22 protein-coding genes and 1 pseudogene are annotated in these 24,840 nt (G+C 64.8%); 12 read left to right on the top strand and 11 right to left on the bottom strand.

The annotated features are described in order from the left end of the window. Positions 1-259: 259 nt before the first annotated feature. Positions 260-1,315, bottom strand: coding sequence for a helix-turn-helix domain-containing protein (locus I6F21_RS35960; RefSeq protein WP_225184223.1), 1,056 nt, complete (start codon positions 1,313-1,315; stop codon positions 260-262). A 159-nt stretch (positions 1,316-1,474) separates the two neighbouring features. Here I6F21_RS35960 and I6F21_RS35955 point away from each other — a divergent pair, with 159 nt between their 5' ends. Next, positions 1,475-2,392 carry a pirin family protein gene (locus I6F21_RS35955; protein WP_036024106.1) on the top strand — a complete coding sequence of 306 codons (918 nt, stop codon included), beginning with the start codon at positions 1,475-1,477 and terminating at the stop codon, positions 2,390-2,392. A 63-nt stretch (positions 2,393-2,455) separates the two neighbouring features. Then, complete coding sequence (locus tag I6F21_RS35950) at positions 2,456-3,370, top strand: phosphoribosylaminoimidazolesuccinocarboxamide synthase (RefSeq protein ID WP_225184222.1); 915 nt, start codon at positions 2,456-2,458, stop codon at positions 3,368-3,370. Positions 3,371-3,536: 166 nt separating this feature from the next. On the opposite strand, the gene I6F21_RS35945 is transcribed toward I6F21_RS35950, so the two are convergent. Together I6F21_RS35945 and I6F21_RS35940 are read right to left on the bottom strand one after the other, a co-directional pair. Then, positions 3,537-5,030, bottom strand: a complete 1,494-nt coding sequence (locus tag I6F21_RS35945) for an NAD-dependent succinate-semialdehyde dehydrogenase (RefSeq protein WP_225184221.1) — start codon at positions 5,028-5,030, stop codon at positions 3,537-3,539. Positions 5,031-5,138: 108 nt separating this feature from the next. After that, on the bottom strand, positions 5,139-5,459 hold the full coding sequence (locus I6F21_RS35940) for a hypothetical protein (protein ID WP_036002694.1): 321 nt from the start codon (positions 5,457-5,459) through the stop codon (positions 5,139-5,141). Between the two features lie 346 nt (positions 5,460-5,805). Between I6F21_RS35940 and I6F21_RS35935 the strand changes: the two genes are divergently transcribed. The 3 genes from I6F21_RS35935 to I6F21_RS35925 all read left to right on the top strand — a co-directional run bounded on the left by I6F21_RS35935 (position 5,806) and on the right by I6F21_RS35925 (position 10,122). Next, entirely contained in the window at positions 5,806-7,002 is a 1,197-nt protein-coding gene (locus I6F21_RS35935; protein ID WP_225184220.1) for a serine hydrolase domain-containing protein, read from the top strand. Positions 7,003-7,150: 148 nt separating this feature from the next. Further along, positions 7,151-8,845, top strand: a complete 1,695-nt coding sequence (locus I6F21_RS35930) for an AMP-binding protein (protein ID WP_225184219.1) — start codon at positions 7,151-7,153, stop codon at positions 8,843-8,845. 443 nt (positions 8,846-9,288) lie between these two features. Next, positions 9,289-10,122, top strand: coding sequence for an outer membrane protein (locus I6F21_RS35925; protein ID WP_225184218.1), 834 nt, complete (start codon positions 9,289-9,291; stop codon positions 10,120-10,122). Between the two features lie 149 nt (positions 10,123-10,271). Here the strand turns inward: I6F21_RS35925 and I6F21_RS35920 are convergent, their stop codons facing one another. After that, a complete protein-coding gene (locus tag I6F21_RS35920) occupies positions 10,272-11,273 on the bottom strand; it encodes an adenosine kinase (RefSeq protein ID WP_109142029.1) in 1,002 nt (333 codons plus the stop codon). A 124-nt stretch (positions 11,274-11,397) separates the two neighbouring features. Here I6F21_RS35920 and murJ point away from each other — a divergent pair, with 124 nt between their 5' ends. The 4 genes from murJ (at position 11,398) to I6F21_RS35900 (ending at position 15,553) form a co-directional block, all read left to right on the top strand. Continuing rightward, positions 11,398-12,930: a murein biosynthesis integral membrane protein MurJ gene (gene murJ, locus I6F21_RS35915; protein ID WP_225138418.1), complete on the top strand. Its 1,533-nt coding sequence runs from the start codon at positions 11,398-11,400 to the stop codon at positions 12,928-12,930. Positions 12,931-13,011: 81 nt separating this feature from the next. Then, positions 13,012-14,064, top strand: a complete 1,053-nt coding sequence (gene trpS, locus I6F21_RS35910) for a tryptophan--tRNA ligase (RefSeq protein ID WP_036002766.1) — start codon at positions 13,012-13,014, stop codon at positions 14,062-14,064. Between the two features lie 106 nt (positions 14,065-14,170). Next, positions 14,171-14,665: a universal stress protein gene (locus I6F21_RS35905; protein WP_036002710.1), complete on the top strand. Its 495-nt coding sequence runs from the start codon at positions 14,171-14,173 to the stop codon at positions 14,663-14,665. Between the two features lie 318 nt (positions 14,666-14,983). Further along, complete coding sequence (locus tag I6F21_RS35900) at positions 14,984-15,553, top strand: NifU family protein (protein WP_036038709.1); 570 nt, start codon at positions 14,984-14,986, stop codon at positions 15,551-15,553. A 5-nt stretch (positions 15,554-15,558) separates the two neighbouring features. On the opposite strand, the gene I6F21_RS35895 is transcribed toward I6F21_RS35900, so the two are convergent. Continuing rightward, positions 15,559-16,593 carry an aspartate-semialdehyde dehydrogenase gene (locus I6F21_RS35895; RefSeq protein ID WP_036002717.1) on the bottom strand — a complete coding sequence of 345 codons (1,035 nt, stop codon included), beginning with the start codon at positions 16,591-16,593 and terminating at the stop codon, positions 15,559-15,561. A gap of 117 nt (positions 16,594-16,710) precedes the next feature. Here I6F21_RS35895 and I6F21_RS35890 point away from each other — a divergent pair, with 117 nt between their 5' ends. Together I6F21_RS35890 and I6F21_RS35885 are read left to right on the top strand one after the other, a co-directional pair. Beyond that, the gene (locus I6F21_RS35890; RefSeq protein WP_225184217.1) at positions 16,711-17,499 is read left to right on the top strand and encodes a hypothetical protein; all 789 of its coding nucleotides are present in this window, start codon (positions 16,711-16,713) and stop codon (positions 17,497-17,499) included. Positions 17,500-17,669: 170 nt separating this feature from the next. Next, positions 17,670-18,056 (top strand): hypothetical protein, encoded by a 387-nt coding sequence (locus tag I6F21_RS35885; protein ID WP_036024148.1) that lies wholly within the window; start codon positions 17,670-17,672, stop codon positions 18,054-18,056. A 76-nt stretch (positions 18,057-18,132) separates the two neighbouring features. Here the strand turns inward: I6F21_RS35885 and I6F21_RS35880 are convergent. Both I6F21_RS35880 and leuB read right to left on the bottom strand, forming a co-directional pair. After that, positions 18,133-18,769, bottom strand: a pseudogene (locus I6F21_RS35880) (DapH/DapD/GlmU-related protein). Between the two features lie 119 nt (positions 18,770-18,888). After that, positions 18,889-20,001: a 3-isopropylmalate dehydrogenase gene (gene leuB, locus I6F21_RS35875; protein WP_225184216.1), complete on the bottom strand. Its 1,113-nt coding sequence runs from the start codon at positions 19,999-20,001 to the stop codon at positions 18,889-18,891. Between the two features lie 232 nt (positions 20,002-20,233). On the opposite strand from leuB, the gene I6F21_RS35870 reads away from it, so the two are divergent. Then, entirely contained in the window at positions 20,234-21,436 is a 1,203-nt protein-coding gene (locus tag I6F21_RS35870; protein WP_225143281.1) for a YbfB/YjiJ family MFS transporter, read from the top strand. 119 nt (positions 21,437-21,555) lie between these two features. Here I6F21_RS35870 and I6F21_RS35865 read toward each other — a convergent pair whose 3' ends face one another. From I6F21_RS35865 to I6F21_RS35850, 4 genes are all read right to left on the bottom strand, one after another. Continuing rightward, positions 21,556-22,338 (bottom strand): molybdopterin-binding protein, encoded by a 783-nt coding sequence (locus tag I6F21_RS35865; protein ID WP_036024153.1) that lies wholly within the window; start codon positions 22,336-22,338, stop codon positions 21,556-21,558. A gap of 10 nt (positions 22,339-22,348) precedes the next feature. After that, the gene (locus I6F21_RS35860) at positions 22,349-22,978 is read right to left on the bottom strand and encodes a cytochrome b/b6 domain-containing protein (RefSeq protein ID WP_036002769.1); all 630 of its coding nucleotides are present in this window, start codon (positions 22,976-22,978) and stop codon (positions 22,349-22,351) included. Positions 22,979-23,160: 182 nt separating this feature from the next. Then, entirely contained in the window at positions 23,161-23,715 is a 555-nt protein-coding gene (locus I6F21_RS35855; RefSeq protein WP_225143283.1) for a fasciclin domain-containing protein, read from the bottom strand. 341 nt (positions 23,716-24,056) lie between these two features. Further along, positions 24,057-24,818: an SDR family oxidoreductase gene (locus I6F21_RS35850; protein ID WP_225130238.1), complete on the bottom strand. Its 762-nt coding sequence runs from the start codon at positions 24,816-24,818 to the stop codon at positions 24,057-24,059. Between the last annotated feature and the right edge of the window lie 22 nt (positions 24,819-24,840).

Raw genomic sequence — 24,840 nt, 5'->3', positions numbered from 1 at the left:
GGGGTTGGTTGAAATCGGGGCGGGCTGGCCGATTTTGGAATTGTGAAGCCATTCCAAATTCTTAGAGGTACCGTGCCGTCACAGCGGTGGTGCGCTCCCTCGCCCGTTCTTACGGGGCCGCGACGAGCTTCGCTCGCGCTGAGAGGGTTGGGGTGAGGGGCCTCTCCGCACGCGAGACTGCCGACGGACCCGTACCCCCTCACCCGGATCGCAAGAGCGATCCGACCTCTCCGCGCAAGCGGGGAGAGGTAAAGAAAGATCAAGCCGCACTCGTCTTCAACCGCCGGTACTCGGTCGGCGTTACGCCTGTCACCGCCTTGAAGGCGCGGTTGAATGGTCCCAGCGACTGGAAGCCGGCGTCCATGGCAATGGTGATGACGGGGACCTCGGCCTGGGAGGGATCGGCGAGCGCGGCCTTGGCTTCCTCGATGCGGTGGTTGTTCAGGAACACATTGAAATTGCGATAGCCGAGCCGCTGGTTGATCAGGCGGCGCAGCCTGTATTCGGGAATCCTGAGCCGGCCCGCCAGCACACCGATGGTAATGTTCTCCTGGCGATAGATCCGCTCGTCCGCCATCAGGCGCATCAGGGCATCGATGAGTTTCTGGTCGGAGTCCTCGGCCAAAGGCTGGATCGGCGCGATCGCGGGTGCGGGCTCTGGCGCAATCGGAAACAGATCGGCGCCATCGACTCGCAACATTGCGTAGGCGATCGCGGCAACGATGCAGGCGAGCACGCCTGTATTGATGGTGTCGGCGACATCGCTCGCGCTGAAGGCAACGAGGATCTGGAGCAGCGCATTCAACCCGCCATAGAGTGCGGCGGCGCAGACGATGACGACGCGCAGGCGGCGGCGACGCTCGACCAGATCGGCGGACCACGATCCGATCGTCTGCACCACCGCGAGCGCGATGAAGCCGAGCACGATCAGGTTCATTGCCGTCACGGAGAACCGCGCGTTGCCGCCCGGCGCGATCCAGAGACATCCGACGAAGCTGAAGGCGGTCACCGCGGCCCAGATCAAACCATGCCACCAGCGTAGCCGAAACTCGTCGTCGAACAGCGCGCGCGTGAACAGCCAGAACACGACGATGTTGCCGGTCGACAGTGCAATCAGCGGCGCGTGCCAGATTGGAACGAGCGACGACACGCCGATGGAATAGCTCGCGGCATGCGCCGCCGAGCCTAGCGCGAAGGCCGCGCCGAGGCGGGCCGCGAGCACATTGCGGAAATCAGAGAGCAATGACGCCGCCAGCACCAATAGCAGCGCGACGCTGGCAGCGCGGAAGGCAAGTTCGGTTGCGGCAAGGGTCATCGGCTGGGGCGAACGGTCGCGGTTGAAGGCAGCCGAACATCGTTCGTTGCGCCCGGTTTTTCAAGGACGATCCGCATGCAAGGGTTAGCGGAGCTTTGTCGCGACGGCGACGCCAAATCCTGCTAGCGTCGCGTTCAACAAAGCCAAAGGAGTCCCCCCATGAGCTGGCAGCCCTCGAACGATCCCGTGCTCGGCGATCCCATGTCCTGCGATGCGCTCGATCTCGTCATCGTGCCGCGCACGCGCGATCTCGGTGACGGGTTCGCGGTGCGCCGGGCGTTGCCGCACGGCAAGCGGCAGATGGTCGGGCCTTTCATCTTCTTCGACCATTTTGGCCCGGTGCAGTTCGTCTCCGGCAAGGGCATGGACGTGCGGCCGCATCCGCATATCGGGCTTGCCACCGTCACCTATCTGTTCGACGGCGCAATCATGCATCGCGACAGCGAGGGCAACGTCCAGGAGATCGCTCCCGGCGCGATGAACCTGATGACGGCCGGGCGCGGCATCGCGCATTCCGAGCGCACGCCGGACGCGCAGCGCGCCTCGGGCCAGAAGATGCTCGGCCTGCAAAGCTGGATCGCGCTGCCGGCGGGCTCCGAAGAGATCGCGCCGTCGTTCCAGCATTATGCGGCAGGCGATTTGCCGATGATTTCCGAGCGCGACTTCACCGCGCGGGTGATCGCGGGCTCCGCCTTCGGCATCGCCTCGCCGGTGTCGATGGTCTCGCCCTGGTTCTACACCGAGGTCACGGCGCTCGCGGGCGCGAGCGTGCCGCTCGACCCCGATCATGAGGAGCGTGCGATCTATGTCGTCGACGGCGAGGTCGAGATCGCCAACGAGCGCTATGAGGGGCCGCGCCTGCTGATCTTCCGGCCCGGTGACCGCATCACCGTGAAGGCGCTGAAGGCGACGCGAATGATGTTTCTCGGCGGCGATGCGCTGGAAGGCCCGCGCCACATCTGGTGGAATTTCGTCTCCTCCAGCAAGGAGCGGATCGAGCAGGCCAAGCAGGACTGGAAAACCGGGCGCTTCGCCGCAGTTCCGCAGGAACACGAGTTCATTCCGCTGCCGGAATAGGCTAATCCGGTGTCCGGCCGCGCCATCAGACGCGGCCGGATGTCCTGTGCGAAGGCTTTGCCGATGACCACCATGCTCTCCAGCGACCTGCCTCTATCCAAGATCGGACGCGGCAAGGTGCGCGATATCTACGCCGTCGACGACGACCGCCTGCTGCTCGTCACCACCGACCGCATCAGCGCCTTCGATGTGGTGATGGGCGAGACCATCCCGATGAAGGGCGCGGTGCTGACCCAGATCAGCGCGTGGTGGTTCAATGAGCTCGAAGGCGTGGTGCCGCATCACATGATCAGCGCCGACACCGACGAGATCATTGCGGCCGTGCCGGCGTTGCAGCCGCACCGCGCCGAGATCCTCGGCCGCGCCATGCTGTGCAAGCGCACCGCCGTGTTTCCGATCGAATGCGTGATCCGCGGCTATCTTTCGGGCTCCGCCTGGAAGGAATATGCCGCGAGCGGCACACTGGCCGGCGAGAAGCTGAAGCCGGGCCTCATCGAGAGCGAGAAGCTGGAGCCGGCGATCTTTAGCCCCGCGACCAAGGCCGAGAGCGGCCATGACGAGAACATCACCATCGGGAAGATGCGCGCGGTGGTCGGCGACGAGGTGGCCTACACGCTGGAGAGCATGACGCGCGCGATCTACACGCTCGGCGAGGAGCTCGCCCGCGAGCAGGGTATCATCATCGCCGACACCAAGTTCGAGTTCGGCCGCGACAAGGACGGCCGCATCATCCTGATCGACGAAGTGATGACGCCGGATTCGTCGCGGTTCTGGGCGGTCGACGCCTACAGACCGGGCCAGCCGCAGGCGAGCTTCGACAAGCAGCCGCTGCGCGACTATCTCGACGTCGAGCGCCGCGCCGGCCGCTGGAACGGCGACGCCCCGCCGCCGCCGCTGCCGGCCAGCGTGGTGGACGCGACCAGCAAGCGGTACCTGGAAGCGTATCGGCGCGTGACGGGGACAGAGCTGAAGATTTAGGCCCGACTGTTACCGCAGCTCCGTCATTGCGAGCGCAGCGAAGCAATCCAGAGTCTTTCCGCGGAGGGATTCTGGATTGCTTCGCTCCGCTCGCAATGACGTGGAGAGGCCGGTCGGCCCCTCCAGCATTCCTGCCCGGCTCACATTCGCGACGACAACGGCCGGCCTACACCCCCGCCATCATCACGTATTTGATCTCGACATATTCTTCCATGCCGTGACGGGAGCCTTCGCGGCCCAGGCCGCTTTCCTTGACGCCGCCGAAGGGCGCGACTTCGGTGGTGATGAGGCCGGTGTTGACGCCGACCATGCCCGATTCCAGCGCCTCGGCGACACGCCAGACCCGGCCGATATCGCGGGAATAGAAGTACGAGGCGAGGCCGAACGGCGAGGCGTTGCACATCGCGATGACGTCGGCCTCGTCCTTGAAACGGATCACGGGTGCGAGGGGGCCGAAGGTCTCCTCCTGCGACACCAGCGAGTCCGGCTTGACGTCGGCGAGCACCGTCGGCTCGAAGAAGGAGCGCCCCAGCTCGCTGCGCTTGCCGCCGGTGACGACCTTGGCGCCACGCTTGACGGCATCGGCGATGTGGCGCTCGACCTTGTCGACCGCCTTCATGTTGATCAGCGGGCCCTGCGTCACGCCGCTCTCGGTGCCGTCGCCGATCTTCATTGCCGCGACCTTCTTCGACAGCTTCTGCACGAACTCGTCGTAGATCTTGTCCTGGGCGTAGATGCGGTTGGCGCAGACGCAGGTCTGGCCCATGTTGCGGTATTTCGAGACGATGGCGCCCTCGACCGCAGCATCGATGTCGGCGTCGTCGAACACGATGAACGGCGCATTGCCGCCGAGCTCGAGGCCGAGCCGCTTCACGCCGACCGAGGCCTGTTGATAGAGGATCTTGCCGACGGCGGTGGAGCCGGTGAAGCCGACGAAGCGCACCGCCGGATGCTCGCACAGCACCTTGCCGATCGGCGGCGCATCGCCCGTGATGATGTTGAGCACGCCCTTGGGGATGCCGGCCCTCTCGGCAAGCACGGCCAGTGCCAGCGCCGACAGCGGCGTCTCATTGGCGGGCTTGAGCACCACGGTGCAGCCGGCCGCCAGCGCCGGCGAGACCTTGCGGGTGATCATCGAGTTCGGAAAATTCCACGGCGTGATCGCACCGCAGACGCCGATCGGCTGCTTGATGGCGAGCAGGCGCGCATCGGGCCGCTGGGTCGGGATGGTCTCGCCATAGACGCGCCTCGCTTCTTCGGCGAAGAACTCGATATAGGCGGCGCCGATATCGACCTCGCCCAGCGCCTCGGTGAGCGGCTTGCCTTGCTCGGAGGTGAGGATCAGCGCGAGATCCTCGCGATTGGCCGTGATCAGCTCGAACCATTTGCGCAGAATGTTCGAGCGCTGTTTTGCAGTGTGCTTGGCCCAGCCCGGAAAGGCGCGCTCGGCAGCTTCCACCGCCCGGGTGGTGTCGTCAGCACCAAGCTGCGGCACCTTTGCGAGCTCGACGCCGGTGGCGGGATTGTTGACGGCGAAGACCGGCGTGCCGACCCAGGCGCCGTCGATGTAGCAGGCCTCCTTCAGCAGCGAGGGGTCCTTCAACCGGTCGCGCAGGGTGGCGGTGGCTTGCGGGGCGCGTGCGGCGGCGGTCTGGGTCATGGCGTTTCTCCCTGGCGGCGATCGGATCGGCCGCAATATAGGGACAGACGGTGCGCAATGCACCGCCCTGCAAACGCACGTCAGATGGCAGCTAAACTGGCAGCGGCCTTAGGCCGCGCCGCTCATATAGGTCTCGCGGCGGCCGATCATGCGCTCCGCGGCGGCCTTGGCATCCGCTTTCGTGGACGTCGCGCAGGTCCGGTACTCTAAATCGGGGACTGACGAGGTGTCGCGGCGACCGAACCATGACTTCGAGCCGACCGGCAGCAGCGCCAGCGCCTGCGCCAGATTGTCCACCGCCCCGAAGGAATAAAGGGCGCCGGTACCGGCGACGCGGACCTCGTAGATCCCCGGCGAAATCGGCGCCTCCAGGTTCTCGCCACGTCCCGGACGGGGATAGCGCTTCCATTCGCTCCAGGTCGAAATCATCTGAGGTCCCCCTCGCCGCCCATCCACGGCCGGCACATTTGCATCAAGTCTTAACGGCTCGTCGATCGGGCCGGGTGCTGAACGCGGCAGCTCACGAAATGTTTCAGGGGTTCGAGAACCACAAAGCATATCGCGAGCAACCCATCCAAGGTGAGGCGAGACACGCCGATCCACCGCAGATTGTAGAAGAGCGTACGCGCTCAGCCTCGTTGTCGTCCTGCGTTGGATCAAGACCGTCAAGTCACGACATCGCGACCGGTGCAGGTACATAGATGGCGCTTGCCGCGCCGGAGATCCGGGAAGACAATCGATCACTTCCAACAATAATCAAACCCGAGGAAACGCCATGCAAAGCCCAGCCCAGATCGATGAGATTCTGCGTCAGAAGAGCGAGACCAAGGAGATTCCGGGCGTCGTCGCCATCGCGGCCAGTGGTCAAGACGTGCTGTATCAGGGCGCGTTCGGCAAGCGCGATCTGTCCAAGCCCGATGCGATGAGTGTCGACAGCGTGTTCTGGATCGCCTCCATGACGAAGGCGGTGACCACAGCGGGTGCCATGCAGCTGGTCGAGCAGGGCAAGCTGTCGCTGGATGCGCCGATCGGCGATGTCTTGCCGGAGCTCGCCAATCCGCAGGTGCTCGAAGGTTTTGACGCCAATGGCGAGGCGAAGCTGCGGCCGGCCAAAGGACCGATCACGCTGCGCCAGCTCATGACCCACACCGCCGGCTTCTGCTACAACATGTGGAACGGCGATCTCGCGGTCTATCTGGACAAGAACGGCATTCCCGCCATCACCACCTGCCAGAACGCGGCATTGAAGACGCCGATCATGTCCGACCCCGGCACGCGTTGGGAATACGGCACCAACATCGATTTCGTCGGCAAGGCGGTGGAGGCCGCCAGCGGCAAGCGGCTCGACGCGTACCTGCGCGACAATCTGTTCGCGCCGCTCGGCATGCGGGACACCGCTTTCAAGATCAGCGACGACATGCGCAAGCGCCTGGTCGGCATGCATGCGCGCGGCGAGGACGGCCAGCTGGCAGCGATCCCGTTCGAGCTGGAGCAGGAGCCGGAATTCCACATGGGCGGCGGCGGCCTGTACTCGACGGCGGGCGACTACATCAAGTTCACCCAGATGATCCTTAACAAGGGGCGCGGCAACGGCAACCAGGTGCTGAAAGCCGAGACGGTCGCGACGATGGGGCAGAACCACATCGGCGATCTCGCTATGGGCAAGATGACGACGGCGGCGCCGATGTACACCAACGACGTCGATCTCTATCCTGAGCAGGTGAAGAAGTGGGGCCTCAGCTTCATGATCAACACCGCCAAGACCGCCGAGGGCCGCAGCGCCGGCAGCCTCGCCTGGGCAGGCCTTGCCAACACCTATTACTGGATCGATCCGGCGCGCGACGTCACCGGCGTCATCCTGATGCAGCTGCTGCCGTTCGCGGATGCGAAATGCCTGGAGGCGTTCGCGGGCTTTGAGCGCGGCGTTTATGCCGGGCTCGATGCTGCCGGAAGCGGGCAGAAGGCGGCGTGACTCGCAACCTCTCACCTGACGTCATGGCCGGGCTTGTCCCGGCCATCCACGACTTGCCACGCGGCACAAAGAACGTGGATGCCCGGGACAAGCCCGGGCATGACGACGGGTAGAGTGTGCCGATCATCACTCACGAAAGGATTTCGACTTGGCGGACAAAGCGGACAGCTACGTTTGCGGCATCTCGGACGCGCCGCTGCTCGGCCACACGATCGGCCGGAGTCTCGACCAGGCCGCGCAGCGCTGGTGCAATCGCGAAGCGCTGGTCTCGCCCAGCCACGGGGTGCGATGGACCTGGTCGGAATTCGCCGAACGGGTCGATGCGCTCGCCGCCGGCTTTCTCGCGCTCGGACTCGAGCGGGGCCAGCGGATCGGCATCTGGTCGCTGAACCGACCGGAATGGACGCTGACCCAGTTCGCCGCCGCCAAGGCCGGCCTGATCCTGGTGACGATCAATCCTGCCTATCGCCTGAGCGAGCTGGAATTTGCCCTTCGCAAGGTCGGCTGCGCGGCGATCGTCACCGCGACGGCGTTCAAGACCAGCAACTACATGGAGATGCTCAACACGCTATTGCCGGAGCTGTCATCCGCCAGGCTCGGACAGCTGCAAGCGGCACGGCTGCCGGCCCTCCGCAATGTCATCCAGATCGGCGGCCCGGCCGCACCGGGCACAATTGCCTTCGACGAGGTCGCGCAGATGGGTGGCGACCGGCACCGTCAGCAATTGGCCGCGCTCGGCGCCGAGCTGCAGTTCGACGATCCCGTCAACATCCAGTTCACCAGCGGCACGACCGGATCACCGAAGGGCGTGACGCTGACCCACCACAACATCCTCAACAACGGCTATTTCGTCGGCCGCGCGATGCGCCTCACCGAACAGGACCGCATCTGCATTCCGGTGCCGCTCTATCATTGCTTCGGCATGGTGATGGGCAACCTTGCCTCCGTGACGCTCGGCGCCGCAATGGTCTATCCTGGCGAGGGTTTTGACCCGCTCGCGACGCTGCGCACCATCGAGCAGGAGAAATGCACGGCGCTCTACGGCGTGCCGACGATGTTCATCGCCGAACTTGATCACCCCGAATTCGCCGGCTTCGACCTGACATCGCTGCGGACCGGCATCATGGCCGGCGCGCCCTGCCCTATCGAGGTGATGAAGCGCGTCAACACCGAAATGAACATGCGCGAGGTCACCATCGCCTATGGCATGACCGAGACCAGCCCGGTCAGCTTCCAGAGCGCAACCGACGATCCGCTCGAGCGGCGCGTCTCCACGGTCGGCCGCATCCACCCGCATGTCGAGGTCAAGGTCGTCGACCTCGAAGGCAAGATCGTCAAGCGGGGCGAACGCGGCGAGCTCTGCACCCGCGGCTACAGCATCATGCTGGGCTATTGGGAGGAGAAGGAAAAGACAGCCGACGTGCTCGACGCCAACGGCTGGATGCATACCGGCGATCTCGCCACCGTCGACGACGAAGGCTATTGCAACATCGTCGGCCGCATCAAGGACATGGTGATCCGCGGCGGCGAAAACCTCTATCCGCGCGAGATCGAGGAGTTTCTTTATCGCCATCCCAAGATCCAGGACGTGCAAATCTTTGGCGTCGCCGATACCCGCTACGGCGAGGAGCTCTGCGCCTGGATTCGTGTCAGAGCGGGCGAGCAACTGACGGCTGAGGAAGTACGTGCCTTCTGCGAGGGCCAGATCGCCCACAACAAGATCCCGCGCTACGTCGAGTTCGTCGACGAATTTCCGATGACCGTGACCGGAAAGATCCAGAAATTCCTGATGCGCGAGGCAGTCGAGCAGCGGCTCGGATTGAAGGCGGCGAAGACGGCGTGAAAGTGTTGAACGCTCTCCATATACAACGACCGTCATTCCCCCCGCAGGCGAATCCAGTACGCCGCGGCTTCTCGATCCATCACAGCCGCTCGGAGTACTGGATCGCCCGGTCTTCGCCGGGCGATGACAGTTTTGATTGAGGCCCGCGCCTGCCTACATCGTCATTGCGAGCGCAGCGAAGCAATCCAGCTGTCTCCCCGCAGAGATTCTGGACTGCTTCGCTGCGCTCGCAATGACGGGGATGACGAGCGTTACGCCGCCGGATGCTGCGCGGCACCCTTAGTTCCAGCTATTTGGACAGGTGCGCCATTCATTCTGCTTGTGGCGTCTCCCACGCGCGTTCAATGTCGATCACCTGTGGCAGGCCCGGCACAGCCATCGGCGGCAGTACAATGTTACGGTCGTGTCCTGACTTGATCGATTGTTGATCTAGGGAGAATGCCATGAAATTGGCTTGGAGGACCATCCTGGTTGCAGGAATTGGATTTGCAACCGTCGGCTCGGCAAGCGCTGCAGATCTCGCGGCCAAGCCCTTCAAGGCACCAGCGACCGCCGTAGCCGTCTATAACTGGACCGGTTTTTACGTGGGCGTGAATGCGGGTTACGCTTGGGGGCAGTCGGATCTCGGCACCGTGCTCGATCCCACCAGCAGCTGGGCCGTGGAAGGCGTAGCGTTCAGGAACGAGTTTGTGGCGCTGAGCAATCGCCGCCTCGATCCGGCCGGCGCTATCGGCGGTCTTCAGATCGGCGCGAACTGGCAGACCGGTGCTTGGGTTCTGGGTGTAGAAGCCGACGCCAACGCAACAGATATCGGTGCGCGCACCGTTTTCACCGGAGCGAATCCGCCGGTGATCCGCACATTCGACGAAAGCATCCGCAACGATTGGCTCGTGACCGTTCGCGGCCGCGCCGGCTATGCGGTCGACAAGACCCTGCTGTACGTCACCGGCGGTCTGGCCGTCGGCAGCGTCAAGGGAAGCTGGGATCTCACCTCGTCCAATGGTTATACCAAGACGGGTTCGGTGTCCGAGACGAAGGTCGGCTGGACGGTCGGCGCCGGCGTTGAGCACGCCTTCGTGCCGAATTGGACGGTTAAGCTCGAATATCTCTACACCGATCTCGGCGGCGTGGATTACACATCGACCTACGTGCCCGGCAGCACTTTTGCTCCGCCCGGCTCCAACTACGTCGAACGCATCTCGCAGGACCTCACCTTCCATACCGTGCGGGCCGGCCTGAACTACAAGTTCGGCGGGCCGATGATGGCCAAGTACTGAGAAGCGAAGAAGCCCAAGATCCCGGCTCCGGCCATTCGGCTCGGAGCCGTTTTTTTGATCAGGAGCCAGAGAGAGCGCCTCGTTCTACGCGGCACGCCGGCAAAGTGCGGTCGCTATGCCGACCGCATCGTGGAGGCAGAGATAATTTCTTACGCCGTCAGCCCGCGCTGCTCGGCCAGCTCCTTCAACGATACCTGAGGCCGCGCGCCGATGTGCTGGATGACTTCGGCGGCGGCGAGCGCGCCGAGCTCGCCGCACTGCTTGTAGCCGAAGTTGCGCGCGAGGCCGTAGAGGAAGCCGGCGGCGAACAGGTCGCCGGCGCCGGTGGTGTCGACCACCTTCTCGACCGGGAAGGCCGGCGCTGCGACGGCATCCTCGGACGAGACCACCATGCAGCCCTTCTCGCTGCGGGTGACGACGCCGAGATTGACGTCGTTGCGCAGCTGCTTCAGCGCGGTGTCGAAGTCCGAGGTCATGTAGAGCGAGTGCAGCTCAGACTCGTTGGCGAACACGATGTCGACGGTGCCGCCTCGCATCAGCGAGAGAAACTCGTCGCGATAACGATCAACGCAGAAGGAATCCGACAGCGTCAGCGCCACCTTGCGCTTGGCGTCATGGGCGATCTTGGCCGCCTTGACGAAGGCCTCCTTTGCGTTCTTGGGGTCCCAGAGATAGCCTTCGAGGTAGACGATGCCTGCGCCGGCAATCTCGGCCGGATCGATGTCGGCGGGCGACAGGTCCTGCGCCGCGCCGAGATAGGTGTTCATGGTGCGCTCGCCGTCGCCGGTGACCAGGATGTAGGAGCAGCCGGTGGCGGGGCCGTCCTTGGCGGCCGGCGTGTTGAAGGCGACGCCGGCGGCGCGAATGTCGTGCACGTAGAGCTTGCCGATCTGGTCGTCCTTGACCTTGCCGACATAGGCGGCGCGCGCCCCCAGGCTGCCGATACCGACGATGGTGTTGGCGGCCGAACCGCCCGAGACCTCGGTCGCCGGACCCATGTCCTTGTAGATGGCGGCCGCGCGCGCCTCGTCGATCAGCGACATGCTGCCCTTCGCCATGCCATGCTTGGCCAGAAAGGCCTCGTCGGTCCTAACCAGCACGTCGAACAGCGCGTTGCCGATGCCGAGAACGTCATATTTCACGTCAGCCATTCACCTTGATCCTGTTTGCCGGATTGCGATCTAACCGGAAATCCGCTTCCTGTCGGCCTGAAATCCAAGCTCGCGGCCTATCACGACCGGGCCTTGGCGGGCAAGCAACGGTATTTTCGAGAGCATGATCCGCTCCTTCCTGACCGTCTCGACGGGAACGCTGGCCTCGCGCCTGCTGGGTTTCGCCCGCGATTCCCTGATTGCGGCGCTGCTCGGCACCGGCGCCGTGGCGGATGCGTTTCTGGCGGCGTTCCAGCTCGTCAACGTGGTGCGGCGGCTGCTCAGCGAGGGCGCGCTGAACGCGGCGCTGATCCCAGCCTGGCTGCGGGTGCGGGACCGCGACGGGGTGGCGGAAGCCGCGGCGTTCGCCGGGCGCGTGATCGGCACGGTCAGCACGGCCCTGATCGGGATCTCACTCCTGCTCGCATTGTTGATGCCGCTGATCATGACGGTGATCGCGCCGGGATTCCTCGGCAGTGGCACGCTCGATCTCGCGGTTCAGAACGCGCGGCTGATGCTGCCTTACCTCGCCTTCGCCGGTCCCGTCACCGTGCTGATGGGGCTGCTCAATGCGCAGGGACGCTTCGCGCTGACGGCGTTCTCGCCACTGCTGTTCAACATTGCGCTGATCGCCGCGATCGCGATGCTGCTGGTCTGGCATGCAGACGCCGGCTTCGCCGCCTGGATCCTGGCAGCGACCGTCGGCCTCGCCGGCTTGCTGCAACTCTTGATGCTGCTGTCGCAGCGAAGCGCGCGCCTTGCGACACCGCTGCGCGCGAGTTTCGACAAGGAGATGCGCGGCTTCTTCGCCAAGGCGATCCCCGGCATGATCGCAAGCTCGGGGCCGCAATGGCTGATGGTGGCGGGTGCGATCATCGCGTCCGCAACGCCGTCCGCGGTGTCCTGGCTCTATTTCGCCAACCGCTTGATCGAGCTGCCGCTCGGCATCGTCGGCGTCGCCATGGGCACCGTGCTGGTGCCGGAGCTGACGCGCGCCGTCGCGAGCTCCGATCGCGACGCGGTGGCGCATGCCGAATCCCGCGCGCTGGAGCTTGCCGCCGGGCTGGCACTGCCGGCCACCCTCGGCCTGATCGTGCTCGCCGAGCCGATCGTGGGGCTGCTGTTCGAGCATGGCGCGTTCGGTGCGGCGGACAGCGCGGCCACCGCGCGTGCCCTGATGTGGCTGGCGCTGGGCCTGCCGGCGCATGTGCTGATCAAGGCGCTGTCGCCGGCGTTCTATGCCCGCAGCGACACGATGACGCCGCTGCTCGCGACCGCCAAGGGCTTCGTGGTGACGGTCGTGCTCGCGGTTCTGCTCGGTCATGTCTTTGGCGCAAGCGGAATCGCGGCAAGCATCGCGGCTGGCGCCTGGAGCAGCGCGCTCGCGCTGCTCCGCAAGGGCGCGGGCGAGTTCGGCTTCTCGATCGACGCGGCGGCCCGCACGCGATTGCCGCGGATCGTGCTGGCCGCGATCGCTATGGGCGCCCTGCTCTGGCTGACCGCGGGTCTGGTGCCGGCCGGCGCCCATGGGCTCATCCACTTCATTGTGCTGGGTGTGCAGATCGCAGCCGGGATCGCCGTCTACGGCCTGTTGCTGCAGATCCTCGGTGCCGCCTCCTGGCGCGAGGCGGTTAACGCATTGAAACGGCCCAGCTAGACCACGGCCTCCGCGAAAGACCCTTGACGGGGCAGCGCCGCTGTTGGAAACGACGGCCGAATACCTATGGGAAGGCTGACCATGCCATTCGTTGAACGGGTCTTTTCGGGCGTCCAGCCGACGGGCAATCTGCACCTCGGCAATTACCTCGGCGCCATCGTCAACTTCGTGAAGATGCAGGAAACCCACAATTGCATCTATTGCGTCGTCGACATGCACGCGATCACGCAAGGGGTGGACGTCTGGGGCGGGCCGGTCGAGCTCGCGCGCAACACCCGCGAGGTGACCGCCGCGTTCATCGCGGCCGGCATCGATCCGAAGAAGCACATCGTGTTCAACCAGAGCCAGGTCTCGGGCCATGCCGAGCTCGCCTGGATCTTCAACTGCGTCGCGCGCATGGGCTGGCTGGGACGCATGACCCAGTTCAAGGAGAAGGCCGGCAAGGACCGCGAGAACGCCTCGGTGGGCCTGTTCGACTATCCCGTGCTGATGGCGGCCGACATTCTGCTCTACCGCGCCACCCACGTTCCCGTGGGTGAGGACCAGAAGCAGCATCTCGAACTCTCGCGCGACATCGCGCAGAAGTTCAACAACGACTTCGGCGACTCGATCCGCGCGCAGGGCGTCAATGACGGGCTGTTCTTCCCGCTGCCGGAACCCTTGATTACGGGTCCGGCAACGCGCGTGATGAGCCTGCGCGACGGCACCAAGAAGATGTCGAAGTCGGACGCCTCCGACAATTCGCGCATCAACCTCACCGACGATGCCGACACCATCGCGCAGAAGATCCGCAAGGCGAAGACCGATCCGGAGCCGCTGCCGACGGAAGAGAAGGGCCTGGAAGCGCGGCCCGAGGCCGACAATCTCGTCGGCATCTTCGCCGCGCTGTCCGGCCGCTCCAAGGCGGACGTGCTGCGCGAGTTCGGCGGCGGCCAGTTCTCCAGCTTCAAGAACGCGCTGGCGGAGCTGTGCGTGACCAAGCTCGCGCCGATCGCCGGCGAGATGAAGCGCCTCGTCGCCGACCCTGGCCACATCGAGGCGATCCTGAACGACGGATCCGACCGGGCGCGCGCGATCGCCGACGAGACCATGAAGCTCTCCAAGGACATCGTCGGCTTCATTCGCCGGCGCTAGGGCGCGCTTCGCGATACCGGCTGGCGCCACGGCGCCGGCCGCTTCGCCCCTCCCAAACATCGCGGGAGTGTGGCAGCATGCTCCCCGTGCACAATCCGGGACATGCATGACCAGCAAGCGACTTTGCTACGAGCCGGGTCACAAGCCCAAATGCCTCGTCATCGTCGACGACAGCGCCGAATGGGATCGCGCCGTCTATTACGCCAGCCGCTGGGCGATTCGCGCCGGCGGCGGCGTGGTGATGCTGCGCATCATCGAGCCTGAGCAGCAGAGCCAGGAATGGCTGGGGGTCGCCGACATCATGCGCGCCGAGGCACAGGAAGCCGCCGAAGCCGCGCTCGACCGCGCCGCCGGGCGCGCCAACGGCATCGCCGCCATCACGCCGGAGCGCGTCATTCGCGAAGGCAGCGCGATGGAACAGCTGCTCGCAGTGATCGACGAGGATCCTGATATCGCCATGCTGGTGCTCGCCGCAAATCCCGGCGCGGAGGGCCCGGGGCCATTGGTCTCGCTGCTCGCGCATGCGCTCGGCACGTTCCCGGTGCCGGTGACGATCATCTCGGGTGCCCTGAGCGATGAGAGCGTGGATTCGCTGTCCTAGCGACGATGCATCTTACCCTCCCCTGGAGGGGAGGGTCGGCTCATGTTGAGCGAAGCGAGGCATGAGACGGGGTGGGGTGACGGTCTCTCCACATCCGACACTGCCCGAGTGGAGAGATCACCCCACCCCGCTCGCGCTGCGCGCGATCGACCACGGGCGAGCTACGCTCGTCCCGGACCCCTCCAGGGGAGGGCAAGGCCAACCCACTGATTTTTATGAGCTAATATCCCGCCTCCCCTTGACCGTGCGTTAGCCGTCGCCATCTGCTAGGGGATAGAGCACGCGCCGGCCTTGAACCGGCGACGTCTGGAGAAAACCATGTTCATTCAAACCGAAGCCACCCCCAATCCCGCCACGCTGAAGTTCATTCCCGGCCGCGTCGTGGTCGACGGCAGCCCGATGGAATTTTCGAGCCGCGAATCGGCGGCGCGCTCCCCGCTCGCTGAGAAGCTGTTCGAGGTGCCCGGCGTCACCGGCGTGTTCTACGGATCGGACTTCATCACCGTGACGAAGGCGAGCGGTGAATGGCAGCAGCTCAAGCCCGCGATCCTAGGTGCCATCATGGAGCACTACATGTCGGGCGCGCCGCTGCTGGCCGACGGCACGGCCACAAGCGAGGCCGATCTCGACGACGAGGACGAGTTCTTCGACGAGGCCGACGCCGAGACCGTCGACATGATCAAGGACCTGATCGAGACCCGGGTGCGGCCGGCCGTCGCCAATGACGGCGGCGACATCACCTTCCGCGGCTTCAAGGACGGTATCGTCTATCTCAACATGAAGGGCGCCTGCTCCGGCTGCCCGTCATCGACGGCGACGCTCCAGCACGGCATCCAGAACCTGCTCAAGCACTTCGTGCCTGACGTGGTCGAAGTCCGGCCGATGTAAGCCCCTTACGCCGCCTTCTGCTTGGCGGTTATCAGCTTGCGGTTGATCAGCACTTCCGCGATCTGAATCGCGTTGAGGGCGGCGCCTTTACGCAGATTGTCCGACACGCACCAGAGCACGAGACCGTTCTCCACGGTCGCGTCCTCGCGGATGCGGCTGATGTAAGTCGCGTCCTCGCCGGCCGCTTCATAGGGCGTGGCGTAGCCGCCGGGCTCCTGCTTGTCGATGACGAGACAGCCGGGCGCCACGCGCAGGATGTTGCGCGCTTCATCGGCGGTGATCGGATTCTCGAACTCGATGTTGACGGCCTCGGAATGGCCGACGAACACAGGCACGCGCACGCAGGTGGCGGACAGCTTGATCTTGGGATCCAGGATCTTCTTGGTCTCCGCCATCATCTTCCACTCTTCCTTGGTGTAGCCGTCCTCCATGAAGACGTCGATGTGGGGGATGACGTTGAAGGCGATGCGCTTGGGGAATTTCTTCGCGACCAGCTCGTCGTTGGTGTAGACGGCCTTGGTCTGCGAGAACAATTCGTCCATTGCGTCCTTGCCGGCGCCCGACACCGACTGATAGGTCGAGACCACGACGCGCTTGATCGTCGCCTTCTCGTGCAGCGGCTTGAGCGCCACCACGAGCTGTGCGGTCGAGCAGTTCGGGTTGGCGATGATGTTCTTCTTCTTGAAGCCTTCGGTCGCGGCCGCATTCACCTCGGGCACGATCAGCGGCACGTCCGGATCCATGCGCCAAGCCGAGGAATTGTCGATCACCACAGCGCCGGCGGCGCCGATCTTCGGCGACCATTCCTTCGACACCGACCCACCCGCCGACATCAGGCAGATGTCGACGTCGGAGAAGTCGTAATGCTCGAGCGCTTTGACCTTCAGGGTGCGGTCGCCATAGGAGACTTCGACACCGACGCTGCGGCGCGACGCCAGGGCCACGACCTCGTCCGCGGGGAATTTGCGCTCATCCAGGATGTTGAGCATTTCCCGACCGACATTGCCGGTCGCGCCGACGACTGCGACTTTGTAACCCATCGTTCACTCTCCGATGAAAAAGCCCGTTCCCGAAGCTGACGCTTAAACAGGAAGAGCAGCGCTTCTATGCGAGAACCGGACTCAAGACAACGTTAAGACCATGCCTTAGGGACGTGGATGCAGTCGCCTGAGGCCAGCACGGCCGTTAGCCCTACCCAGATCCAGCTGACGCTCTTGGCCTTGGCCGACGAGGTCGTTGGCACGCTGGCGCATCTGGTCGCCTATGTGGGGGCGCTCGCCCTGTTTGCCATCCTCGCCCTCGCAGGCCTGGGACAGCTGCCTGACCTGCGTGGCGATGGTCCGGCGGACAGACCGGGCTGGAGCATCGCCGACCGCTCGCATCCGGCCTTCGCCGTCAGCCGGATCGATTCATCAGAAAAAACAGCCTCTTACGTCATCTTTAGGCATTCCGAGGGCGGCCGCAGGGACGTGCTGCGCTGGACCGATATGGCGGACAAGCCGGTGGCCGAACTCGAAATCTACCGCCAAGGCGCCGAATTCGACGTGACACGGCCGGCGGCCGCGGGTTTGGCCGCCCGGATGGGTTTGGGTGCAGATGCCCCGCTCGAGCAGGCCGGCCTGATTGACAGCAAATTCGGCCCCGTCGCCCTGTTCCGGCCGGTCGGCGCGACAGAGGGGACGCGGGCCTGCCTCGGCTATCTCAAGCGCTACGAGGAGCCCGCCTTGCAGATCTCCGGCTTCTCCTGCCAGGGCGACAGCTTGCCCGCCCGCCGCGCGGCGATCGCCTGCACGCTGAACCGGCTGACGCTGCTGGCCTCGGGCAACGAGCCGAGGCTGGCGGAATTGTTCGCCCATGCCGAGCTCAGGCGCCGCGGCTGTGACCCTCAGGGCTCGCCGGACTGGCTGCTGGGCGCAGCGAACGCGCAATTGCGCGGAGCGCTTTGACTTGCATCAAGGATTCTGCATCAAGCTCAAGTAGCTGGTTTGCATGCAGCTTTTGCCGGCGCGCACGATTATTCCGAGCTGGTGTGACCCAATTGACCTAGTTGCGTCCGCCCCGGCCGGGCTAGTATGGGGTGAAATCGACTGGCGGCCTGCCGCCTGAAGGGGACGTGATGAGCTTGAAATTTTCTGCCGCGAACAAACTGGCGACATTGCTTGCGGCGGGCGCCGCAATGGCCGTTGCGTTCGCGACCCCGGCTTCCGCCGACACCAGGACCAAGCAGCGCTATGACGACCGCGGCCGGCCCTATTACGGCCCGAGCGGCCCCAACACGGTCTATCAACAGGGCCGCACCCGCCTCTATGTGAGCAAGCGCTCCTGGCTCGATGGCGGCACCGAGGTCAATCCGGGCGACCGCAAGTTCACCGACTACGCCTTCCCCCCGGCCGTGGGCTATCCGTCCTTCGCCCGCGAGAACCTCAACCGGCCGATCGACCGCCAGCCGCTCTCCCCGCCGCAGGATGTCGGCGGCTATCCGCAGAACTTCCCGCTGTACTGAGGCGGGCGTCACGACCGAATCAAAATGGCCGGTGCTCACGCCCGGCCATTTTTGTTTTTCGCGAGATGCGTCCGTCTTACGCATTGGCTGCCGGATCGTAGCGCCGGCAAAATTCTTCGATGGCCTCGGAGCGGAAATCACTGAGGCGTTCGAAGATCAGCGCATCCGGCCAATCCCACCAGGCGATGCGGCGCAGGCTTGCGGAAACGGTATCGTCAAAGCGCTTGCGGATGGGACGGGCGGGAACGCCACCGACGATGGTGTACGGCTCGACATCGCGGCTAACGACGGCGCCTGCGGCGATCACTGCGCCATCGCCGACGCTCACGCCCGGCAGCAGGATGGCGGCGTGGCCGATCCCAGACGTCGTTGCCGACGATCACCCGGTCGCCGCGCCTACCTGCGAAGAAGTCGCGGTCGCGCGTCGCGCCCGCCTCGTAATATTCGGGGACGTAGGTGAAGCGGTGCTGCGAGGGACGGCCCATCGGGTGGTTTGGCGCACCGATCCGCACCGAGTTGGCGATCGCCGTGAACTTGCCGATCACGGCGTCGGCGACGTCGCAATTCTCGCCGAGATAGGAGTAGTCGCCGAGCGAAGCATATTCGATGCGCGTGCCCGCAAGCACCTCGCAACGCCGCCCGACCTGCGCCTCGCGCAGGCGCACCGTCTCATGGATGACGGTTTCCGCGATCTTGGGGCGGGGTGTATCCATGAGGCGGTTTCCAATGAGGCCGTAGCCCGGATGGAGCGAAGCGCAATCCGGGAAGGTCTGTCCACGGGGTGAGAACCCGGATTTCGCTTCGCTCCATCTAGGCTACGATTCTTCCCGCCTTACGCGTGCAGCTTCTGCAATTCCTTCAGGATCGCTTCGCCCATCTGCGTGGTGGAAGCGGCCGTGGTGCCTTCCGACTTGATGTCGGCGGTGCGCAGGCCGCTGGCCAGCACGGCAGCGATGGCCTGGTCGACCTTGTCGGCGAGATCGCCCATGTCGAAAGAATAGCGCAACGCCATGCCGAAGGACGAGATCATCGCGATGGGATTGGCGAGGCCCTTGCCGGCGATATCGGGGGCCGAGCCGTGCACGGGCTCGTACAGCGCCTTGCGCTTCTTGGTCTTGACGTCGACCTCGCCGAGCGAGGCCGAGGGCAGCATGCCGAGCGAGCCGGTGAGCATCGCCGCGATGTCGGAGAGCATGTCGCCGAACAGATTGTCCGTCACGATGACGTCGAACTGCTTCGGCCATTTCACCAGCATCATGCCGCCGGAATCGGCGAGCTGATGCTCGAGCGTGACATCGGGGTATTCGCGCTTGTGGACCTGAGTCATGACCTCGTTCCAGAGCACGCCCGATTTCATGACGTTGCGCTTCTCCATCGACGTCACCTTGTTCTTGCGCTTCCGGGCAAGCTCGAAGGCGACGCGGCCGATGCGCTCGATCTCATAGGTATCGTAGACCTGGGTATCGATGGCGCGCTTCTGGCCGTTGCCGAGATCGGTGATGGTCTTCGGCTCGCCGAAATAGACGCCGCCGGTGAGCTCACGCACGATGACGATGTCGAGGCCCTCGACCGCCTCGCGCTTCAGGCTGGAAGCATCCGCCAGCGCCGGATAGCACACGGCGGGACGGAGGTTGGCGAACAGCGCGAGATCCTTGCGCAGGCGCAAGAGGCCGGCTTCCGGGCGCACCTCGTAAGGCACGGCATCCCACTTCGGACCGCCGACCGCGCCGAAGATCACGGCGTCGGCGTCCTTGGCCTTGGCCATGTCGCCTTCGGAGATCGACACCCTGTGCGCGTCATAGGCGGAGCCGCCGACGAGGCCGGTGTCGGTCTCGAACTTCGCGATCCCGGCCGAATTGAGCCAGTCGATCAGCCGCTTCACCTCGCCCATCACCTCGGGGCCGATACCGTCGCCGGGAAGCAGCAGCAGTTTGTGGGTCGCCATGGTCGTGTCCTTTTCGATCCTCTCTCGTCATTCCGGGACGCGCCTCTTAGCGCGGGCCCGGAATCCATAGCCACCAGCCGGGGTTATGGATTCCGGGCTCGCGCTTCGCGCGCCCCGGAATGACGGCGCCGGAGTGCTAGAGCGGCGTTGCGCGCTTGGCAAGACACCATTGCCGCGCCGCGGCTGTGCAAGGCCGGCGGGGCCTGCCACACTGGCTAGGCCGGAGTACCCCTTGCACGCACCTGATCGCCCCCTGCCCGACGCACACCCCGCGCGGCTGATCCTGACCCTGTCGCTGGCAGCCACCGTCGGGCTCGGCATCGGCCGCTTTGCCTATGCTCTGGTGCTGCCGGACATGCGGGAGGACCTCGGCTGGTCCTACTCGGCGGCCGGTTTCATGAACACGATCAACGCCGTCGGCTATCTCGTGGGCGCGCTGGTGGCGTCCCGCCTGATCCGGCGCGTCGGCTGGGCCGCCGCGATCCGCGGCGGAACAATTGCCTGCGTCGCAGCGCTCGCCACCTGCGCTCTGACGGGGGATTTCGTCGCGCTGAGCCTGGCGCGCCTGGTGCTGGGCCTGGGCGCGGCGGCCGGCTTCGTCGCCGGCGGCGCGCTCGCCGCCACCATCGCCCAGTCGCGGCCCGAACGGGCCAACTTTCTGCTCAGCCTGTTCTATGCCGGACCCGGCATCGGCATTCTGTCCTCGGGGCTGATCGCCCCGTTCACGCTGCAATATTTCGGGCCGGGCTCGTGGTGGATCGTGTGGTGGGCGCTGACGCTGCTGTCGGTCGCGATGACGATCCCGCTGTTCCTGATCCGCATCGAGAGCGGCGCGCGCTTCTCCGAAGGCGGTAATGCCTCGTTCGCGATCCTGCCGGTGCTGATTTATCTGGCCGGCTATTTCCTGTTCGGCGCCGGCTACATCGCCTACATGACCTTCATGATCGCCTATGTGCGCGACGGCGGCGGCGAGGCCGCGGCGCAGGCGGCGTTCTGGGGGTTGATCGGTCTGAGCGCGTTCGTGACGCCCTGGGCCTGGCGCGGCGTGCTGGCGCTCGACCGCGGCGGGCTCGCCACCGCCATCATCCTCGGCACCAACGCAGCTGGCGCAGCGCTGCCGATGCTCGGGCATTCGCCGGCCTGGCTCGCAGTCTCCGCGATCGTGTTCGGCGTCGCCTTTTTCGCCGTGGTCGGCTCGACCACCGCCTTCGTGCGCTTCAACTATCCGCCAGAGGTGTGGCCGACCGCGATCGCGGCGATGACGATCTCGTTCGGCGTCGGCCAGACGCTCGGGCCGATCGTGGTCGGCGCGATCACCGATGCGCTGGGGAGCCTGAGTTACGCGCTGAATGTGTCGGCGGCGCTATTGGCGCTGGGCGCGGTGGCGGCGTTGTGCCAGCGGAAGGTGGGGCCGGCCAAGCAATCGGTGCCGTAGGGTGGATTAGCGAAGCGTAATCCACCAACTTCGCTCGGCAACTGCGGAAGTATGGTGGATTACGCCCACCGACTGCGCTTCGCGCAGCCGCTCGGCTAATCCACCCTACGACAGCGGAGCTAGCTCCCGCTGAACGAATTATACCCCTGGTCTTCCCAATAGCCGCCCTTGTAATCGTTGGTGACTTCCATCGACACCACGTATTTCGGGTTCTTGAAGCCGAGCTTGGTCGGCACGCGGATCTTCATCGGGAAGCCGTAAGCGCGCGGCAGGATCTCGTTTGCGTATTTGAACGTCATCTGGGTCTGCGGATGCAGCGCGCTGCGCATGTCGAGCGGTGAATTGTAGCCGTCCTTGTCGGCGCACTGGAACCAGACATAATTCGCGCGCGTGTCGGCGCCGATCAGCTTGAGGAAATCGCGCAAGGGCGTGCCGGTCCAGCTGCCGATCGCGCTCCAGCCCTCGACGCAGATATGGCGCGTGATCTGCGTGACCTGGGGCAGCTTGTAGAGCTCGTCCAGCGTCCAGGACTTTTTGTTGTCGACGAGGCCGCGCACCTCGAGCTTCCAATCCGCGGCCGAGATATCGGGCGCGTCGTCGAGATCGTAATAGGCGTTGAACGGGAAGGGCTTGGTGATCGCGCTTTCGGGGAAGGTCGGCGCCAGCGCGTCGGGATTGAACATCCAGGCCTGCACCGCGTCGTTGAACTTCGAGACCTTCGCCAGCATGGTCTCGGCCGAGGACGAGTCGATCACGTCGCAGCCGGTGAGCAGCGTCAGTGCGCCCAGGCTGGCGCCGCCCGCAATGAAGCGGCGGCGGGTGACGTCTGGCATCGTCTTGAGGGAATCCTTGATCAGGAGCCGCTTGTCGACGCCGGGAATCAGGAACGGGCGCTTCGCCATATTCTCCTCCTCAGCGACCGATGATCATCGCGCGCAGACTCTTCGGCACGAGCAGCGCAAGCAAGACGTGGACGACCAGAAACGCGCAGATCGCGGCCATGCAGAAGAAGTGGACATAGCGCGCGGCCGGATAATCGCCGAACAGCATCACGAGATAATAAAGCTGAACGGGCTTCCAAATCGCAAGGCCCGACAGCACGATCAGCACGCCGACCACGATGATGCCGGCATAGAGCAGCCGCTGCACGTAATTGTAGACGGTGAGATCGTCATGGCCGAGCTTGAAGGTCAGCGCCGCCCTGACGTCGTGGAGCACGCCTGATGCCGTGATCGGCAGCAGCTTCTTGCGGAAGCGGCCGGTAGCGATGCCGGTGACGAGATAGGCGAGGCCGTTGATCATCAGCAGCCACATCGCCGCAAAATGCCAGAGCAGGCCGCCGCCGAGCCAGCCGCCCAGCGTGTACTCGCGCGGAAAGCGGAAGTCGAACAGCGGCGAGGCGTTGTAGATCTGCCAGCCCGACAGGATCATCAGGATCATGGCGAGCGCGTTGATCCAATGCATGACCCGCACCCAGGCCGGCTGGATCACTTTGGACTTGGTGGCCGTGACCTGCTCGTCGGTGACTGTGAGGCTCGCCATGGCGGGTTCCATCCTGAGGTCGTGTGACAGCGATTATACGCCGGTGTTTCGGCTTTCGTTACATCCCGTTCGCCATCGAATCGATGTCGTGAGGCTATTGTGGTCACAAAAGAGCGAGCCGGGTATCCCCGGCTCGCGGTCTGAGGACGTCCTGTTCGGGGATGAAACAGGATCGCGCGGTGTTACGTCGCCGGCATCAGCACGGTATCGACCACATGGATCACGCCGTTCGACTGGTTGACGTTGGTGATCGTCACCATCGAGGTGCCGCCCTTGGCGTCGACGATCCAGACCTTGCCGTCCATTTTCTTCACCGTCAGCTCCTCGCCTTCGGCGGTCTTCAGCTTCTTGCCGTCGGTGAGGTCGGAAGCCGCGAGCTTACCGGGCACGACATGGTAGGTGAGGATCTTGGTCAGCGTTGCCTTGTTCTCGGGCTTGACCAGGTTGTCGACGGTGCCGGCCGGCAGCTTGCCGAAGGCGGCGTTGGTCGGCGCGAACACCGTGAACGGGCCCTTGCCTTCGAGCGTCGGGACCAGGCCGGCCGCCTTCACCGCCGCCACCAGTGTGGTGTGATCCTTGGAGTTGACCGCGTTCTGGACGATGTTCTTGGACGGGTACATCGCGGCGCCGCCGACCATGACGGTCTTTTCCTCGGCACTGGCGGGCGCGACGATGGTCGCGGTGAGGGCCAGGGCGCTGAAGGCGGCGGCAGCGAGATAGGCAATGCGCTTCGACATGAGAGAGTCTCCCGATTGAATTGAGACCGGCGTTGGCCGGCGTTGAGTTGAGCAACAACGGCGCCTGCGACAGTTAAGGGTGATGCAGCAGTGCCGTCGTTGGACCGAACTACGGGAGGGTTTCAGGTGCGGTTTCGGGGAAAAATTCTTTGTGATGGGTGAAACTATCGGCGGGGATGTTCGTGTGCGAACGAGAGCACCCGGACAAGCGTAGCGAAGCAGTAGGGTGGGCAAAGCGAAGCGTGCCCACCAAATGCAAATGCGGAGAGAGATGGTGGGCACGGCGCTTCGCGCCTTTGCCCATCCTGCGACGGCGTACCCGTTGAGGCAGTGTCCTCGCCTCAATCCCTGTTGTTCGGCGTCTGAATGAACCCGCGATTATGCGTCGGGCTGATCAGCACTTCGTTGATGCAGACCCGCGCCGGCATGCTCGCGATGAAGGCGATGGTACGGCCGAGATCTTCGGGCTGCAGCATCTTCGCCTGCTCGGCTTCGCTCGGCACCACCGGTCGCAGCTTCAGGATCGGCGTCGCCACCTCGCCCGGCATCAGGCAGCAGGCGCGCAGGCCGTTGACGCATTCGTCCATGTTGAAGGAATGGGTCAGCGCCAGCACCGCGTGCTTGGTGGTGGTGTAGGCCGGGCCCGGCATCTTCGAGACGTGACGGCCGGCCCAGGACGAGACGTTGATGATGGAACCGTCCTGCTGCTTGCGCATCGTCGGCAGCACGGCGCGCATGCAATAGAGCACGCCGTTGAGATTGACCTGGACCAGTCTGTCCCAGCCCTCCAGCTCCATGTCCTTCCAGCTGCGCTTGGGAACATTGATGCCGGCGTTGTTCACCAGCAGATCGATGCGGCCGTGCCGGGCGACGATATCATCCGCCGCCTTCTGCGCCTCGGCGGCCTTGGACACGTCCAGCGCGATCGCCTCGGCCGCGCCGCCCGCTTTCGTGATCTTCGCGACCACGGCATCCAGCGCATCCTTGCGGCGTCCCGACACCACCACCGTCCAGCCGTCGGCAGCTAACGCCTCCGCGCCGGCCTCCCCGATCCCGCTGCCACCGCCCGTGACCCAGGCGACGCGTTTCCCACTTTTTGACATGCAAACTGTCTCCGTTGCTTGA

This window comes from Bradyrhizobium sp. NBAIM03, from assembly GCF_020194055.1.
Lineage (GTDB): Bacteria > Pseudomonadota > Alphaproteobacteria > Rhizobiales > Xanthobacteraceae > Bradyrhizobium > Bradyrhizobium yuanmingense.
This window is presented reverse-complemented; position numbering and strand designations above follow the sequence as displayed.